Source organism: Klebsiella sp. SYXHC3 (genome assembly GCF_057196925.1).
Genome location: NZ_JBXUNG010000012.1, coordinates 69244 through 84583, shown reverse-complemented (window position 1 = coordinate 84583; position 15340 = coordinate 69244). Strand labels below are relative to the sequence as shown.

The 15340-nt window shown below is 55.9% G+C and carries 16 protein-coding genes; 13 read left to right on the top strand and 3 right to left on the bottom strand.

What is annotated here, in order from left to right; all coding sequences use genetic code 11:
* Positions 1-247: 247 nt before the first annotated feature.
* Entirely contained in the window at positions 248-1276 is a 1029-nt protein-coding gene (rsmC, locus tag AC2CGP_RS21705) for a 16S rRNA (guanine(1207)-N(2))-methyltransferase RsmC (protein WP_020079670.1), read from the bottom strand.
* Between the two features lie 102 nt (positions 1277-1378).
* Here rsmC and AC2CGP_RS21700 point away from each other — a divergent pair, with 102 nt between their 5' ends.
* The 12 genes from AC2CGP_RS21700 (at position 1379) to deoD (ending at position 12518) form a co-directional block, all read left to right on the top strand.
* On the top strand, positions 1379-1792 hold the full coding sequence (locus AC2CGP_RS21700; RefSeq protein ID WP_032715969.1) for a DNA polymerase III subunit psi: 414 nt from the start codon (positions 1379-1381) through the stop codon (positions 1790-1792).
* Positions 1761-2207 carry a ribosomal protein S18-alanine N-acetyltransferase gene (rimI, locus tag AC2CGP_RS21695; protein ID WP_015368389.1) on the top strand — a complete coding sequence of 149 codons (447 nt, stop codon included), beginning with the start codon at positions 1761-1763 and terminating at the stop codon, positions 2205-2207. The genes AC2CGP_RS21700 and rimI overlap by 32 nt, the downstream gene beginning before the upstream one ends.
* Before the next feature lie 14 nt (positions 2208-2221).
* Positions 2222-2899, top strand: coding sequence for a pyrimidine 5'-nucleotidase (gene yjjG, locus AC2CGP_RS21690; RefSeq protein ID WP_015368388.1), 678 nt, complete (start codon positions 2222-2224; stop codon positions 2897-2899).
* A gap of 91 nt (positions 2900-2990) precedes the next feature.
* Entirely contained in the window at positions 2991-4580 is a 1590-nt protein-coding gene (gene prfC / locus AC2CGP_RS21685) for a peptide chain release factor 3 (RefSeq protein ID WP_015704321.1), read from the top strand.
* A 217-nt stretch (positions 4581-4797) separates the two neighbouring features.
* Positions 4798-5409 (top strand): molecular chaperone OsmY, encoded by a 612-nt coding sequence (gene osmY / locus AC2CGP_RS21680; RefSeq protein WP_020079668.1) that lies wholly within the window; start codon positions 4798-4800, stop codon positions 5407-5409.
* 123 nt (positions 5410-5532) lie between these two features.
* Positions 5533-5694 carry a DUF1328 domain-containing protein gene (locus AC2CGP_RS21675; RefSeq protein ID WP_015368384.1) on the top strand — a complete coding sequence of 54 codons (162 nt, stop codon included), beginning with the start codon at positions 5533-5535 and terminating at the stop codon, positions 5692-5694.
* Positions 5695-5845: 151 nt separating this feature from the next.
* A complete protein-coding gene (locus tag AC2CGP_RS21670; protein WP_032715971.1) occupies positions 5846-6919 on the top strand; it encodes a patatin-like phospholipase family protein in 1074 nt (357 codons plus the stop codon).
* The gene (locus AC2CGP_RS21665) at positions 6916-7701 is read left to right on the top strand and encodes a metal-dependent hydrolase (RefSeq protein WP_015368382.1); all 786 of its coding nucleotides are present in this window, start codon (positions 6916-6918) and stop codon (positions 7699-7701) included. The genes AC2CGP_RS21670 and AC2CGP_RS21665 overlap by 4 nt, the downstream gene beginning before the upstream one ends.
* Positions 7702-8109: 408 nt before the next feature.
* Positions 8110-8889 carry a deoxyribose-phosphate aldolase gene (gene deoC, locus AC2CGP_RS21660; protein ID WP_015368381.1) on the top strand — a complete coding sequence of 260 codons (780 nt, stop codon included), beginning with the start codon at positions 8110-8112 and terminating at the stop codon, positions 8887-8889.
* Positions 8890-9002: 113 nt separating this feature from the next.
* Complete coding sequence (deoA, locus tag AC2CGP_RS21655; RefSeq protein WP_015368380.1) at positions 9003-10325, top strand: thymidine phosphorylase; 1323 nt, start codon at positions 9003-9005, stop codon at positions 10323-10325.
* A gap of 52 nt (positions 10326-10377) precedes the next feature.
* Complete coding sequence (deoB, locus tag AC2CGP_RS21650) at positions 10378-11601, top strand: phosphopentomutase (protein WP_015368379.1); 1224 nt, start codon at positions 10378-10380, stop codon at positions 11599-11601.
* 197 nt (positions 11602-11798) lie between these two features.
* Positions 11799-12518 carry a purine-nucleoside phosphorylase gene (deoD, locus tag AC2CGP_RS21645; RefSeq protein WP_002887789.1) on the top strand — a complete coding sequence of 240 codons (720 nt, stop codon included), beginning with the start codon at positions 11799-11801 and terminating at the stop codon, positions 12516-12518.
* A 78-nt stretch (positions 12519-12596) separates the two neighbouring features.
* Here the strand turns inward: deoD and lplA are convergent, their stop codons facing one another.
* Entirely contained in the window at positions 12597-13613 is a 1017-nt protein-coding gene (lplA, locus tag AC2CGP_RS21640) for a lipoate--protein ligase (RefSeq protein WP_045388808.1), read from the bottom strand.
* A gap of 17 nt (positions 13614-13630) precedes the next feature.
* Positions 13631-14263, bottom strand: coding sequence for a YtjB family periplasmic protein (locus AC2CGP_RS21635; protein WP_015368377.1), 633 nt, complete (start codon positions 14261-14263; stop codon positions 13631-13633).
* 104 nt (positions 14264-14367) lie between these two features.
* On the opposite strand from AC2CGP_RS21635, the gene serB reads away from it, so the two are divergent.
* Positions 14368-15339, top strand: coding sequence for a phosphoserine phosphatase (gene serB, locus AC2CGP_RS21630; protein ID WP_015368376.1), 972 nt, complete (start codon positions 14368-14370; stop codon positions 15337-15339).
* Position 15340 lies beyond the last annotated feature (1 nt).

Sequence of the window (15340 nt, the reverse complement as noted above, 5' to 3'; positions counted from 1 at the left end):
GGGGGACTTGAACCCCCACGTCCGTAAGGACACTAACACCTGAAGCTAGCGCGTCTACCAATTCCGCCACCTTCGCATACCATCGACACTAAAAAGTATCGTTACCACGGAGGCGCATTCTAGTGGTTTTCGGCGACACGTCAATAGTTAATTATGCAGGTTTTCTCGATTGCTGCAAAAATGGGCTATTCAGAGCGAAGGGAAGGCCTGGCGGCACGTCGAGCATGCCGCCGATGGGAAAAGAAGATTATTTCCTGGCCTGGCGAGTCATCACCGTGCGGTAAACTTTGAAACGGCCGGTTTGGGCGATCACTTCGTGGAAGCCAAACGTCTCATCCAGCACCTGCGGATACGGCAGGAAGGCATTGGCAACGATGCGCAGTTCGCCGCCGCTGTTCAGATGGCGGACCGCGCCGCGGATCAGCGCCTGCGCCGCTTCAAGACTGGTCTGCAGGCCGTCATGGAATGGCGGATTTGAGATGATCATGTCAAAACGGCCGTTGACTTCAGAGAAGACGTTACTGGCAAAAACCTCGCCTTCAAAACCATTCGCGGCAAGCGTCGCGCGGCTGGCTTCGACCGCCGGAGCGCTGACGTCGCATAGAGTCAGGCGTACCTTCGGTGAATGACTGGCCAGTACCGTGGCAAGCACCCCGGCGCCACAGCCGACATCGAGCACTTTACCTTTGGTGTGCGGTTGCAGGGTCGACAGCAGCAGCTGGCTGCCGACATCAAGGCCGTCGCGGCTGAACACGCCCGGCAGCGTTTTAATGGTCAGATTATCGAGCGTGTACTCGTTCCAGTACTGTTCGGCGTTGAAGGAGGGCTGTTTTTCCAGACGGCCGTGGTAGAGACCGCAGCGGCGGGCGCTATCCACTTTATTCAGCGGCGCGTATTCGGCGAGCATTTGCTCGGCGCTACGTACGCCGCTGCGGTTTTCGCCGATCACAAAAATATCGCTCCCCACCGGCAGCAGAGAGAGCAGGTTCATCAGTTGGAACTGCGCTTCTGGCTTGTTCTTCGGCCAGTAGTAGATCAGGGTATCGCAATCGGCGACGTCGGCGGCCTCGGCCACTAAGCTAAAACGAACGTTGTCGCCCATCTGGCGATTCAGGACCTGCCAGTGGTGGAATTGTTGGGTATGAGCGCGGCTGGCCGCGGTATCCAGACGTGCAGGCAGGTCATCCTGCAGGTCACCGGCAAACAGAACGCGGGCGGACTCGAAATCATCACTGTGGCGCAGCAAGACTTCACTTGCCGGGGTAAAAGCTGACATGAAACACTCCTTCAATAAGACTGGCGCCGATTATAGTAGTTTGTTGGCGCAGATACGACGGATTTGCTATATTGCGCGCTTGTTTAACAGGAGTGTTTCGCTATGACTTCCCGACGAGACTGGCAATTACAGCAACTGGGAATTACCCAGTGGTCGCTGCGTCGCCCGGGGGCGTTGCAGGGCGAAATCGCTATCTCGCTTCCTGAACATATTCGTCTGGTGATGGTGGCGGAAACCCCGCCGTCGCTGACTGAACCGCTCATTAGCGATATTCTGCGCGCGCTCTCGATTCGCGCCGATCAGGTACTGCAGCTTACGCCGGACCGGGTAGCGATGCTGCCGCAAAATAGCCGCTGCAACAGCTGGCGACTGGGCTGCGAGACGCCGCTGTCGCTGGCGGGCGCCCAGGTCTCGACGCCCGTTTTTGATGAACTTCAGAGCAGCGTGCCGGCTCGCATCGCGCTCTGGCAACAAATCTGCGCACATGAACACGATTTCTACCCTCAGCACGGCTGATTTATCCAAAGCCTGGCAAATCGAAAAACGCGCCCACGCTTTTCCGTGGAGCGAACAAACCTTTGCCAGCAATCAGGGTGAACGTTATCTGAATTACCAACTGGCAGTGGATGGAGAAATGGCGGCATTTGCCATTACTCAGATTGTCCTTGATGAAGCGACGCTTTTTAACATCGCCGTCGACCCCGCCTACCAGCGCCGCGGCCTGGGACGGGAACTGCTGGAACATGTTATTGATGAAGTCGAAAAACTCGGCGTCGTCACGCTGTGGCTGGAGGTGCGGGCATCGAATGTCGCCGCCATCGCGCTCTACGAAAGCTTAGGCTTTAACGAGGCGACTATCCGCCGCAATTACTACCCTACGGCCGACGGGCGTGAAGACGCAATTATCATGGCTCTGCCAATCAGTATGTAAGACAAGGTGAAACGATGAAATGGGACTGGATTTTCTTTGATGCCGATGAAACGTTGTTTACGTTTGACTCTTTCAGCGGTTTACAGCGGATGTTTCTCGACTATAGCGTGACATTTACCGCCAAAGATTTTCAGGACTATCAGGCCGTTAATAAGCCGCTGTGGGTGGATTATCAAAACGGCGCCATCACCTCGCTACAATTACAGCATCAGCGTTTTGATAGCTGGGCGGAACGTTTGAACGTCCCTCCGGGCGAACTGAACGACGCTTTCATGAATGCGATGGCGGAAATCTGCGCGCCGCTGCCGGGCGCTGTATCGCTGCTGAATGCGCTGCAGGGCAAGGTAAAAATGGGCATCATCACCAACGGTTTTACCTCGTTGCAGCAGACTCGACTGGAACGAACAGGCCTGCGCGATCACTTTGATTTGCTGATTATTTCTGAGGAAGTCGGCGTCGCGAAGCCGGATGCGCGTATCTTCGATTACGCGCTGGCGCAAGCGGGTAATCCGTCGCGCGACAGGGTATTGATGGTTGGCGATACCGCCGAGTCGGATATCCGCGGCGGCGTCAATGCCGGGCTTGCCACCTGTTGGTTGAATGCGCACCAGCAAACGCTGCCGGCAGACCTGCAGCCAGACTGGACGGTGACCTCTTTAAGCGAACTGGAGCAACTCCTGTGTAAACACTAATTGCCTCCCCCCCATTGATGGGTAAAATAGCCGCAATTTTTCGTATTCCACATGCGCGGCCCATTGCCGCGTTTACTTAGAAGATTGAATTATGACGTTGTCTCCTTATCTGCAAGAGGTGGCTAAACGCCGCACTTTTGCCATTATTTCTCACCCGGATGCCGGTAAGACCACCATCACTGAAAAAGTGCTGCTGTTCGGACAGGCGATTCAGACCGCAGGTACCGTGAAGGGCCGTGGTTCCAGCCAGCATGCTAAATCCGACTGGATGGAAATGGAAAAGCAGCGTGGGATCTCGATTACCACCTCGGTGATGCAGTTCCCGTACCATGACAGCCTGGTTAACCTGCTGGATACCCCGGGGCACGAAGACTTCTCCGAAGATACTTACCGTACCCTGACGGCGGTTGACTGCTGTCTGATGGTTATCGATGCGGCGAAAGGCGTCGAAGATCGTACCCGCAAGCTGATGGAAGTTACCCGTCTGCGCGATACGCCGATCCTCACCTTTATGAACAAACTCGACCGTGATATCCGCGATCCGATGGAATTGCTGGATGAAGTTGAAAATGAGCTGAAAATCGGCTGCGCGCCGATTACCTGGCCTATCGGCTGCGGCAAGCTGTTTAAAGGGGTTTATCATCTTTATAAAGATGAAACTTACCTCTATCAGACCGGTAAAGGGCACACCATTCAGGAAGTGCGCGTGGTTAAGGGGTTGAATAACCCTGAACTCGATGCCGCGGTGGGCGACGATCTGGCGCAGCAGCTGCGCGATGAACTGGAACTGGTGCAGGGCGCTTCGAACGAGTTCGATAAAGAACTGTTCCTGGCGGGCGAAATTACGCCGGTGTTCTTCGGGACCGCATTAGGCAACTTCGGCGTGGATCATATGCTGGATGGTCTGGTGGAGTGGGCGCCGGCGCCGATGCCGCGTAACACTGATACCCGTGAAGTGACGGCTACAGAAGAGAAATTCACCGGCTTCGTGTTTAAGATTCAGGCCAACATGGACCCGAAACACCGCGACCGCGTGGCCTTTATGCGCGTGGTTTCCGGCAAATACGAGAAAGGCATGAAGCTGCGTCAGGTGCGTATCGGCAAAGACGTGGTGATTTCCGACGCGCTGACCTTTATGGCGGGCGATCGCTCGCACGTTGAAGAAGCCTACCCTGGCGATATTATCGGTCTGCATAACCACGGCACCATTCAGATTGGCGACACCTTTACCCAGGGCGAAATGATGAAGTTCACCGGTATTCCGAACTTCGCGCCGGAACTGTTCCGTCGTATTCGCCTGAAAGATCCGCTGAAGCAGAAACAGCTGCTGAAAGGGCTGGTACAGCTGTCTGAAGAGGGCGCGGTACAGGTCTTCCGCCCTATCGCTAATAACGATCTGATCGTTGGCGCCGTCGGCGTGCTGCAGTTTGACGTGGTAGTAGCGCGTCTTAAAAGCGAATACAACGTTGAAGCGATTTACGAATCCGTCAACGTGGCCACCGCGCGTTGGGTTGAATCGACAGACGTGAAGAAATTCGAAGAGTTTAAGCGTAAGAACGAAGTTCAGCTGGCGCTGGATGGCGGCGATAATCTGACCTATATCGCCCCGACGATGGTGAACCTGAACCTGACGCAAGAGCGTTACCCTGACGTAGTGTTCCGCAAAACCCGCGAACACTAATATCTCTCTGGAGCGCGGCGATGCTGCGCTCCAGCCTGTTTTTCCAGCCACACTCCTTACCATAGAAAGTTCTTAAATCTGCGCGAATCGTAGCTTTTTTATTCAAACCCTCCGCCGCATCTCCGCTCATCTACTATATTTATTAAGCACTTTTCAGAAACCTGGCTGAATAAATAGCCATGTGTTTTACCAAAGCAGACATCGTGAGGGCATACCAATGACCAGACTAAAGAGCGCCAGGCTATTGCTGCCTCTCTTCTTAGGCTCAGCGTTGATAAGCGCCTCGACCTATGCGGAAACTACCGCAACCGATAGCGCGAAGGCCGCCGCGACCAGCGCCGGAGAAAGCGTCGATAAATCGATCAACAAGGTTGGCGATTTTATGGATGACAGCACGATCACCGCCCGTGTCAAAGCGGCGCTGATCGATGACAAAAGTATCCGTAGCACCGATATCTCGGTGAAAACGGAAAACAAAGTGGTGACCTTAAGCGGAACGGTGGAGAGCGCTGAGCAAAAATCACAGGCCGTTAGCGCGGCGAAAGGCGTCGAAGGGGTGAGTTCGGTAAGCGACAAGCTGACCGTGGCGGGTGAAAAATCCGCGAGCCTGAAGGGCTATGCCGGCGACACCGCAATCACCAGCGAAGTCAAAGCCAAACTGCTCGCGGACGATATCGTTCCGTCGCGTAAGGTGACGGTGGAAACCAGCAACGGGGTGGTACACCTCTCCGGAACCCTGGAATCGAGCAAGCAGGTCGATCGCGCGGCAGACATTGCCAAAGCGGTTACCGGTGTTAAGAGCGTGAAAAACGATCTTAAAGTGCAGTAAGGGTATTTATTAAAAGATATTCGCCAGCGGCGAGACCGCTGAGCGAGTTGTACGCAGGGTTGATGTATGCGCGGCCTGAGCGCGCAGAAAAGCGACCGTTAATCATATGGTAAGGAGAACAGTATGTTTAGATGGGGCATTATTTTTCTGATCATCGCGTTAATTGCCGCCGCATTGGGTTTTGGTGGTCTGGCGGGTACCGCGGCGTGGGCGGCTAAAATCGTCTTTGTTGTCGGTATTATCATTTTCCTGGTCAGCCTGTTTACCGGGCGAAAACGACCCTAGAGGCGATGTGCCGAAAGGCGTGAATCAATAACCGCGCAGTGATGACATAACGTCTTACATAAAGCCAGTCAATGTGACTGGCTTTTGCGGTTTCAGGGGACGACAATTTGCGTTACTTTAATGACAGAAAATAAACAAACAGGAAAGCAGGGTGGGGCAGCGCATTCCCGTGACGTTGGGCAATATCGCCCCGTTAGCGGTAAAACCCTTCCGTCCAGGCAAATTGGCTCTGGTGTGCGAAGGCGGTGGTCAGAGAGGTATTTTCACAGCCGGGGTTCTGGACGAATTCATGCGCGCTGGATTTAACCCTTTCGACCTGATGCTAGGCACTTCCGCTGGCGCGCAAAACATCTCCGCTTATATCTGTAATCAGCAGGGCTACGCCCGTAAAGTCATTACGCGTTACACCACCTCGCGGCAATTTTTTGACCCGATGCGCTTCGTACGCGGCGGCAATCTTATCGATCTCGATTGGCTGGTCGATTCCACTGCACAACAAATGCCGCTGGCGATGAACTATGCCGAGGAGCAGTTCGCGCTGGGTAAAGAGCTGTGGATGTGCGCCTGCCGCGGTGACGACTACACGGCAAACTATTTTTCCCCCACCCGCCAGACCTGGCTTGATCTGATCCGCGCCTCCAGCGCCATTCCAGGTTTTTACCGTAGCGGTGTCCTGCTGGATGGCGTGAATTATCTCGATGGCGGCGTCAGCGACGCGATCCCTGTGCAGGAGGCGGCGCGCCGCGGCGCGCAGACTATCGTGGTTATCCGTACCGTCCCTTCGCAGATGTTCTACACTCCGCAGTGGTTTAAACGGATGGAGCGCTGGCTGGGGGAAAGCAGTTTGCAGCCGTTTGTGAACCTGGTACAGCACCACGAAACCACCTATCGCGCGACGCAGCAGTTTATTGAAAAACCGCCGGGTAAACTGCGGATATTCGAAATCTATCCGCAGCGGCCGCTGCGCAGTATGGCGCTTGGCAGCCGTCTGCCGGCGCTGCTGGAAGATTATAAAACCGGACGCCAGTGCGGCCGCTACTTCCTCGCTACGGTAGGGAAACTGCTGACCGAGCAACCGCCGCTGTTACGTCATGCGCCGCGTGTGGCAATGCCGACGTCGGTAGTGGTGCCGCCGTTGCCGGTAGCTAACGAAACGCCGCAACAGGCGATTATCACCGCGCCGCAGGCTAATGACCCTAGCTTTAATAACGAGGATCTGGCGTGACGTTACGCTTTATTGATACCCACTGTCATTTCGATTTTCCCCCATTTACAGAGGATGAACCGGCGAGTATCGCACGGGCGTCACAGGCCGGCGTTGGGCGCATAATCGTGCCGTCGATATCCGCCGCGCGCTTTGCTCGCGTGCTGGCGCTGGCGGAGCAACACGAGCCGCTGTATGCCGCGTTAGGGATGCATCCCATTGTTATCGAACAGCATGATGACCGCGGGTTAGCGCAACTGGAAAGCTATCTTGCACAGCGTCATCCGAAACTCGTGGCCGTCGGGGAGATTGGCCTCGATCTCTACCGCGACGATCCGCAATACGATCGCCAACAGGCGCTGCTGGAAGCGCAGTTGCGGCTGGCAAAGCGTTACGATTTGCCGGTGATCCTGCATTCGCGCCGCACCCACGATAAGCTGGCGATGTTGCTAAAAAAACATAACCTGCCGCGCGCCGGGGTGGTGCATGGTTTTGCCGGCAGCCTGCAGCAGGCGGAACGTTTTGTACAGCTGGGCTATAAGATTGGCGTTGGCGGTACCATTACCTATCCCCGCGCCAGCAAAACTCGCGATGTTATGGCGCGTCTGCCGCTTTCTTCGCTGCTGCTGGAAACCGATGCTCCGGATATGCCGCTGAATGGTTTTCAGGGACAGCCGAACCGCCCGGAACAGGCGGCCCGCGTCTTTGACTCGCTCTGCGAACTGCGCGCGGAACCGGCGCAGGAAATTGAAGCGGCACTACTGGCGAATACCAAAAACCTCTTTACCGCGCTAACCCTCTAACGACCCACATACTGGACAACGTCGTCCCCGGTTCTGGTCGGGTGTGACAATCCCATCATTTTTTATAAATATAAAATCCATTAAGTTTCAATCAGAAAGTATATTTATGGCCAGGATTTGCACAATTTGTGCGCCATGACGTCGAGATAACTCGTTTTGATATGTTAGAATAATAACATCACCATGAACTTCGGTTTGCCGATTATGCTTAAACAGGAGATGACGGTGAGGCTGGCGGGAATTGCTGGTTAATTGTGATTTTTATCACGTTACAGTAATGCAAATTAGTAATTAGTTTTCATTAACTGTGATGAATGTCGAAGTGTAATGGCGAGCGGTTGTTACAATAGTAACAGGCTCGCAAGGTGAACAAACTATTGAACCGGCAATACGCCGTCGGAGTATGAAATGACTGATTTGAAAGCAAGCAGCCTGCGCGCGTTGAAACTGATGGATCTGACCACCCTGAACGATGACGACACCAATGAGAAGGTGATCGCTCTGTGTCATCAGGCGAAAACGCCGGTGGGAAATACCGCTGCGGTCTGCATCTACCCGCGTTTTATCCCGATTGCCCGTAAGACGCTGAACGAACAAGGAACGCCGGATATCCGCATCGCGACGGTGACTAACTTCCCGCATGGTAATGACGATATCGATATCGCGCTGGCGGAAACCCGCGCGGCAATCGCTTATGGCGCGGATGAAGTGGATGTGGTTTTCCCGTACCGCGCGCTGATCGCGGGTAACGAGCAGGTGGGTTTTGATCTGGTGAAAGCCTGTAAAGAAGCCTGTGCGGCGGCGAATGTGCTGCTGAAAGTGATCATCGAAACCGGCGAACTGAAAGAAGAAGCGCTGATTCGTAAGGCGTCTGAAATCTCTATTAAAGCGGGCGCGGATTTCATCAAAACTTCTACCGGTAAAGTGCCGGTGAATGCGACGCCGGAAAGCGCGCGCATCATGATGGAAGTGATCCGCGATATGGGCGTTGAGAAAACCGTTGGCTTTAAACCTGCCGGCGGCGTGCGCAGCGCGGAAGATGCGCAACAGTTCCTGGCGATTGCTGATGAACTGTTCGGCGCCGACTGGGCCGATTCCCGTCACTACCGTTTCGGCGCATCCAGCCTGTTGGCTAGCCTGCTGAAAGCCCTGGGTCACGGCGACGGTAAGAGCGCCAGCAGCTACTAATCCCTTGATACGCCGGATGGTGCTGCGCTTATCCGGCCTACGAATGGATGCCTGTAGGCCGGATAAGGCGCTCGCGCCGCCATCCGGCAATTTATACTATTTGGGAGGTTACCGTGTTTCTCGCACAAGAAATTATTCGTAAAAAACGTGATGGTCATGTATTAAGCGATGAAGAAATTCGCTTTTTCATCAACGGTATCCGCGATAATACTATCTCTGAAGGACAGATCGCCGCGCTGGCGATGACCATCTTCTTCCATGATATGTCTATGCCGGAACGTGTCTCGCTGACCATGGCGATGCGGGATTCAGGAACCGTTCTCGACTGGAAAAGCCTTAACCTCAACGGCCCGATCGTCGATAAACACTCGACCGGCGGCGTGGGTGACGTCACCTCGCTGATGCTGGGGCCAATGGTTGCCGCCTGCGGCGGTTACGTACCGATGATCTCCGGGCGTGGTCTCGGCCATACCGGCGGTACGCTTGATAAACTGGAAGCGATCCCGGGTTTTGATATTTTCCCGGACGACGCGCGTTTCCGCGAAATTATTAAAGATGTCGGCGTGGCGATTATCGGGCAGACCAGCTCGCTCGCGCCGGCTGACAAACGTTTCTATGCCACCCGCGATATTACCGCGACGGTGGATTCCATCCCGCTGATTACCGCGTCTATTCTGGCCAAGAAACTGGCGGAAGGTCTGGACGCGCTGGTGATGGACGTTAAAGTCGGCAGCGGCGCCTTTATGCCGACTTATGAGCTTTCAGAAGCGCTTGCCGAAGCGATCGTTGGCGTCTCCAACGGCGCCGGCGTGCGCACGACCGCACTGTTAACGGATATGAACCAGGTGCTGGCCTCCAGCGCGGGTAACGCCGTTGAAGTTCGCGAAGCGGTACAGTTCCTGACCGGCGAATACCGCAACCCGCGCCTGTACGACGTCACCATGGCGCTGTGCGTGGAAATGCTGATTTCCGGCAAGCTGGCGGCGGATGACGCCGAGGCGCGCGCGAAATTGCAGGCGGTGCTGGATAACGGTAAAGCGGCAGAAGTCTTTGGCCGCATGGTGGCGGCGCAGAAGGGGCCGAGCGACTTTGTCGAAAACTATGCGAAATACCTGCCGACGGCAATGCTGAGCAAAGCGGTCTATGCTGAAGGCGCCGGATTTGTCTCTGAAATGGATACCCGCGCGCTGGGGATGGCGGTGGTGTCGATGGGCGGCGGTCGTCGCCAGGCTTCCGATACTATTGACTACAGCGTTGGCTTTACCGATATGGCGCGCCTTGGCGATAAAGTTGATGGCGAACGTCCGCTGGCGGTGATTCATGCGAAAGATGAATCGAGCTGGCAGGAAGCGGCTAAAGCCGTGAAAGCGGCAATAAAACTGGACGCCCACGCCCCAGAAATTACACCGACGGTCTATCGCCGTATCACCAAGTAGCGATATACTGATCTGATCGCTTTTTTGCAGCGCATGATGTATGGAGAACAAGATGAAACGTGCATTTATTATGGTGCTGGACTCCTTTGGGATTGGCGCAACGGAAGACGCTGACCGCTTTGGCGATGTTGGCGCCGATACCCTGGGCCACATTGCAGAAGCCTGCGCCAAAGGTGAAGCTGACAATGGTCGTAAAGGCCCGTTGAATTTACCTAACCTGACCCGTCTGGGTCTGGTGAAAGCGCATGAAGGTTCTACCGGTAAAATTGCCGCCGGTATGGACGGTAATGCCGAAGTTGTTGGCGCCTATGCCTGGGCGCATGAACTCTCTTCTGGTAAAGATACGCCGTCTGGCCACTGGGAAATCGCCGGCGTGCCGGTGCTGTTTGACTGGGGCTACTTCAGCGATCACGAGAACAGCTTCCCGCAGGAACTGCTGGATAAACTGGTTAAGCGCGCGAACCTGCCGGGCTATCTCGGCAATTGCCACTCTTCCGGTACCGTGATTCTGGACCAACTGGGTGAAGAGCATATGAAAACCGGGAAACCGATTTTCTATACCTCTGCTGACTCGGTGTTCCAGATCGCCTGTCACGAAGAGACTTTCGGCCTCGACAAGCTGTATGAGCTGTGCGAAATCGCCCGTGAAGAGCTGACCGAAGGCGGCTATAACATTGGCCGCGTGATTGCTCGTCCGTTTGTTGGCGACAAAGCCGGTAACTTCCAGCGTACCGGTAACCGTCACGATCTGGCGGTCGAGCCGCCGGCGCCGACCGTGCTGCAGAAGCTGGTCGACGAGAAAAACGGCCACGTGGTTTCCGTGGGTAAAATCGCCGACATCTACGCCAACTGCGGCATCACTAAGAAAGTGAAAGCCACCGGGCTGGACGCGTTGTTCGACGCGACCATCAAAGAGATGAAGGAAGCGGGCGACGAGACTATCGTCTTCACTAACTTTGTCGATTTTGACTCCTCCTGGGGCCACCGTCGCGACGTCGCTGGCTACGCGGCGGGTCTGGAGCTGTTCGACCGTCGTCTGCCGGAGCTGATGGAGCTGGTTGGGGAAGACGACATTCTGATCCTCACCGCCGACCACGGCTGCGACCCGACCTGGACCGGTACCGACCACACCCGCGAACACATTCCGGTGCTGGTGTACGGCCCGAAAGTGAAACCGGGTTCGTTAGGCCACCGCGAAACTTTCGCCGATATCGGCCAGACGCTGGCGACATACTTTGGTACGTCGCCAATGGAATACGGTAAAAACATGCTGTAATACCCGTTGTCTTTCGCGCTGTAGATGCGTTGACTTCATTCGCTCACCCCGGTCACATAGTTAATCTATGCTCCCGGGGATTCACGAATTCGTCGTCTGCCTACAACGCGAAATCCTTAGGGTATTTGAATACGTTTTGTAGGCCTGATAAGGCGTAGCCGCCATCAGGCCCGAACAATTTATATAAGGATAAAACGATGGCCACCCCACACATTAACGCAGAAATGGGCGATTTTGCTGACGTAGTTTTGATGCCGGGCGATCCGCTGCGCGCGAAGCACATTGCAGAAACCTTCCTCGAAGACGTGCGTGAAGTGAACAACGTGCGCGGCATGCTGGGCTTCACCGGTACCTACAAAGGCCGCAAAATCTCCGTGATGGGCCACGGTATGGGGATCCCATCCTGCTCTATCTACACCAAAGAGCTGATCACCGATTTCGGCGTGAAGAAAATCATCCGCGTCGGCTCCTGCGGCGCGGTACGTGAAGATGTCAAACTGCGTGATGTGGTTATCGGCATGGGCGCGTGCACCGACTCTAAAGTCAACCGTCTGCGTTTCAAAGACCACGACTTCGCGGCGATTGCCGATTTCGGCATGGTGCGTAACGCGGTAGACGCGGCGAAGGCGCTGGGCGTTGACGCGCGCGTTGGCAACATCTTCTCCGCTGATCTGTTCTATACGCCGGATCCGTCTATGTTCGACGTGATGGAAAAATACGGCATTCTGGGCGTGGAAATGGAAGCGGCCGGCATTTATGGCGTAGCGGCTGAGTTCGGTGCGAAAGCGCTGACCATCTGCACCGTTTCCGATCATATCCGCACTCACGAGCAGACCACTGCCGCTGAGCGTCAGACCACCTTCAACGATATGATCAAAATCGCGCTGGAATCCGTACTGCTGGGTGATAAAGAGTAAGACCTGTTGTGCCGGGTGGCGGCTTCGCCTGACCCGGCCTACGGTTTCCAGGCCCGCTAAGCGCAGCGGGCTTTTTTATTAGCGCACCGCGCCGGCCAGCCACGCCGACAGTTCTTTCAGTTCCGCTTCCTGCTCAGGGAAATCAGCGAGCAGCGCCTCACACTGCTGCTGTAATATTTCCGCCCGATACTGACAACCGACTAATCGTGCCGCCAACGCCTCGAGCGGCGCCGGGTTCAGGCTATCGGTAAAAGCCTGGGCGCGGGTGATATGGCCCTTCTCGACGTCAAAATGCAGCTCGACGCCGCCCCAGCGAAAGCGCTCATCCAACAGGTGGGAGAAAGCGGGCGCCTGGCCGAAGTTCCACTCCCAGCTGCTCTGGCGGGCGAAGGTCTCGGCAAAATTCGGCAGATCCGGCGTGTTGTCCGGCGAAATGACTTCCGCCTCTACCCGCTCGCCGTAATGGCTGAAGAATGCCTCCTGAATGGCTTCGCAAATCTGCTGATGGGTAATGCCCGGCAGGAGTTCAACCAGGTTCGCTACGCGCCCGCGTACCGAGGTAATGCCCTTGGCCTGCAGCTTTTTTTTGTCCGGATTAAGATAGTTGGCGAGACGGCTTAAGTCGGCGTTTAGCAGCAGGGTGCCATGATGAAAACCGCGGTCCATCGTTTCGCGATAGGCGGATCCGGAAACCTTGCGGTCGCCATTGTCGGTTTTCACGACCAGATCGTTGCGCCCGGAAGCCTCGGCGGTCACGCCAAGCGAATTCAACGCCGCCAGCACGATAGCGGTAGAAACGGTTTTGTCGTATTCCGGTTTGCCCGCCATAAAGGTAAAGCAGGTATTGCCGAGGTCGTGGAATACCGCGCCGCCGCCGCTGCTGCGCCGGGCCAGCCGTACGTTATCTTCTTCCATGCGCCGGGTATTGCACTCCTTCCACGGGTTCTGCGCGCGGCCAATCACCACGGTGTCAGCGTTGCGCCACAGAAACAGCACTCGTTGGGTGGCTGGCATCTGGCGGAAAATACACTCCTCGACCGCGAGGTTAAACCAGGGGTCGTAGGAGTCGGAGAGCAACAGGCGGAGCGTCGGCATAGGATATCCTTGTCTGATTAATCTTTATCTTCGTCCTGGACGGGCTTATTGGCGGTGAGCAGGAAGGGCGATTGCTGCCAGCGGGTACGTTTGCCCTGCAGCAACGTACGGGTCAGCACCACGCCGATGGCCAGCGACAACAGCAGCATCAGGCGTAAGATATTGGTGGTATTATCCACCTGTTTCGCCTCGGTGGCCAACGTGTGGGTATCCAGCGTCAGGCGCAGATAGCCGACCGGGCCGTTTTTGCCGAGGATCGGCTCGACGATTTGCTGGTTAAAGTAGCCGCCGGCTTTTTTACCATCCAGCGCCAGGCGGTCGCGCACATCGACGCTTTCGCCGGAGCGGGCCACCAAATCGCCTTGTTCATCATATACTCCGGCATCGAGCACCCGGCTTTTGTCCGTCAGCTGTTCTAGCAGGCGGGTAATGCGCTTTTCGTCGGGCGTTTCGCTGCGCATCAGCGGCGCCAGGTTCAGCGTAACCTGCTGCGCCAGCGTTCGCGCCAGCTCTTCCAACTGCGGATTACGCTGCTTTTGGCTATTCTGACTGAACCACGAGGCGCCCTGCATCAGCGCGACGAGAAGCGCGAGACAGATCAGAACAATGACGGCGCGATGCAGTCGGAATTTCAGTTTTGCTCGTACCATATTCCACCTTTGAAAATTTGCAGCTTAATGTTGCCAGAAGCGCTGGTTACAAGGTAGCCTCATGCGTTATTTTCCTCGCCTGAATGAAGAGATGTGGAGCCGTAATGCCTAACAGTTTGACCTGGTGCGACCTGCCCGAAGATGTTTCCTTGTGGCCTGGGTTGCCGCTTTCCCTGAGCGGCGACGAGGTCATGCCGCTGGATTATCACGCCGGGCGCAGCGGCTGGCTGCTGTATGGTCGCGGTCTCGATAAACGTCGGCTGACGGCGTGGCAGCGCGAGCTCGGCGCGGCGCTGGTTATCGTCTCTTCCTGGGTCGTGGAAGACTATCAGGTGATTCGCCTGGCGGGTTCGCTGACGCAGCGCGCCACGCGCCTGGCCCACGAGGCCGGGCTGGACGTCGCGCCGCTGGGCAAAATCCCACATCTGCGCACGCCGGGCCTGCTGGTGATGGATATGGATTCCACGGCGATTCAGATCGAATGTATCGATGAAATCGCTAAGCTTGCCGGCACCGGCGAACTGGTCTCGGAAGTGACCGAGCGCGCGATGCGCGGCGAGCTCGACTTCACCGCCAGCCTGCGCCAGCGCGTCGCCACTCTGAAAGACGCCGACGCGAACATTCTGCTGCAGGTGCGGGAAGCGCTGCCGCTGATGCCGGGGCTGACCCAACTGGTGCTGAAGCTGGAAACGCTGGGCTGGAAGGTGGCCATCGCCTCCGGCGGCTTTACCTTCTTTGCCGAATATCTGCGCGATAAGCTGCATCTCGACGCGGTATTCGCCAACGAGCTGGAAATTATGGACGGCAAGCTCACCGGCAACGTGATCGGCGACATCGTCGACGCCAAATATAAAGCCAATACTCTGCGTAAACTGGCGGAAAAATATGAAATTCCGTCGGCGCAAACCGTGGCGATTGGCGATGGCGCCAACGACCTGCCGATGATCAAGGCGGCAGGTCTCGGCATTGCCTATCATGCGAAACCAAAAGTCAATGAACAGGCGGAAGTCACCATCCGCCACGCTGACCTGATGGGGGTATTCTGTATTCTCTCCGGCAGCATGAATCAAAAGTAAG

Coding starts and splice junctions, on each gene's coding strand:
- AC2CGP_RS21675 (WP_015368384.1), top strand. CDS start 5,533: ATGTTTAGATGGGGCATTATTTTTCTGATCATCGCGTTAATTGCCGCC.
- serB (WP_015368376.1), top strand. CDS start 14,368: ATGCCTAACAGTTTGACCTGGTGCGACCTGCCCGAAGATGTTTCCTTG.
- yjjG (WP_015368388.1), top strand. CDS start 2,222: ATGAAATGGGACTGGATTTTCTTTGATGCCGATGAAACGTTGTTTACG.
- AC2CGP_RS21700 (WP_032715969.1), top strand. CDS start 1,379: ATGACTTCCCGACGAGACTGGCAATTACAGCAACTGGGAATTACCCAG.
- AC2CGP_RS21635 (WP_015368377.1), bottom strand. CDS start 14,263: ATGGTACGAGCAAAACTGAAATTCCGACTGCATCGCGCCGTCATTGTT.
- deoB (WP_015368379.1), top strand. CDS start 10,378: ATGAAACGTGCATTTATTATGGTGCTGGACTCCTTTGGGATTGGCGCA.
- rsmC (WP_020079670.1), bottom strand. CDS start 1,276: ATGTCAGCTTTTACCCCGGCAAGTGAAGTCTTGCTGCGCCACAGTGAT.
- lplA (WP_045388808.1), bottom strand. CDS start 13,613: ATGCCGACGCTCCGCCTGTTGCTCTCCGACTCCTACGACCCCTGGTTT.
- deoC (WP_015368381.1), top strand. CDS start 8,110: ATGACTGATTTGAAAGCAAGCAGCCTGCGCGCGTTGAAACTGATGGAT.
- deoD (WP_002887789.1), top strand. CDS start 11,799: ATGGCCACCCCACACATTAACGCAGAAATGGGCGATTTTGCTGACGTA.
- prfC (WP_015704321.1), top strand. CDS start 2,991: ATGACGTTGTCTCCTTATCTGCAAGAGGTGGCTAAACGCCGCACTTTT.
- osmY (WP_020079668.1), top strand. CDS start 4,798: ATGACCAGACTAAAGAGCGCCAGGCTATTGCTGCCTCTCTTCTTAGGC.
- rimI (WP_015368389.1), top strand. CDS start 1,761: ATGAACACGATTTCTACCCTCAGCACGGCTGATTTATCCAAAGCCTGG.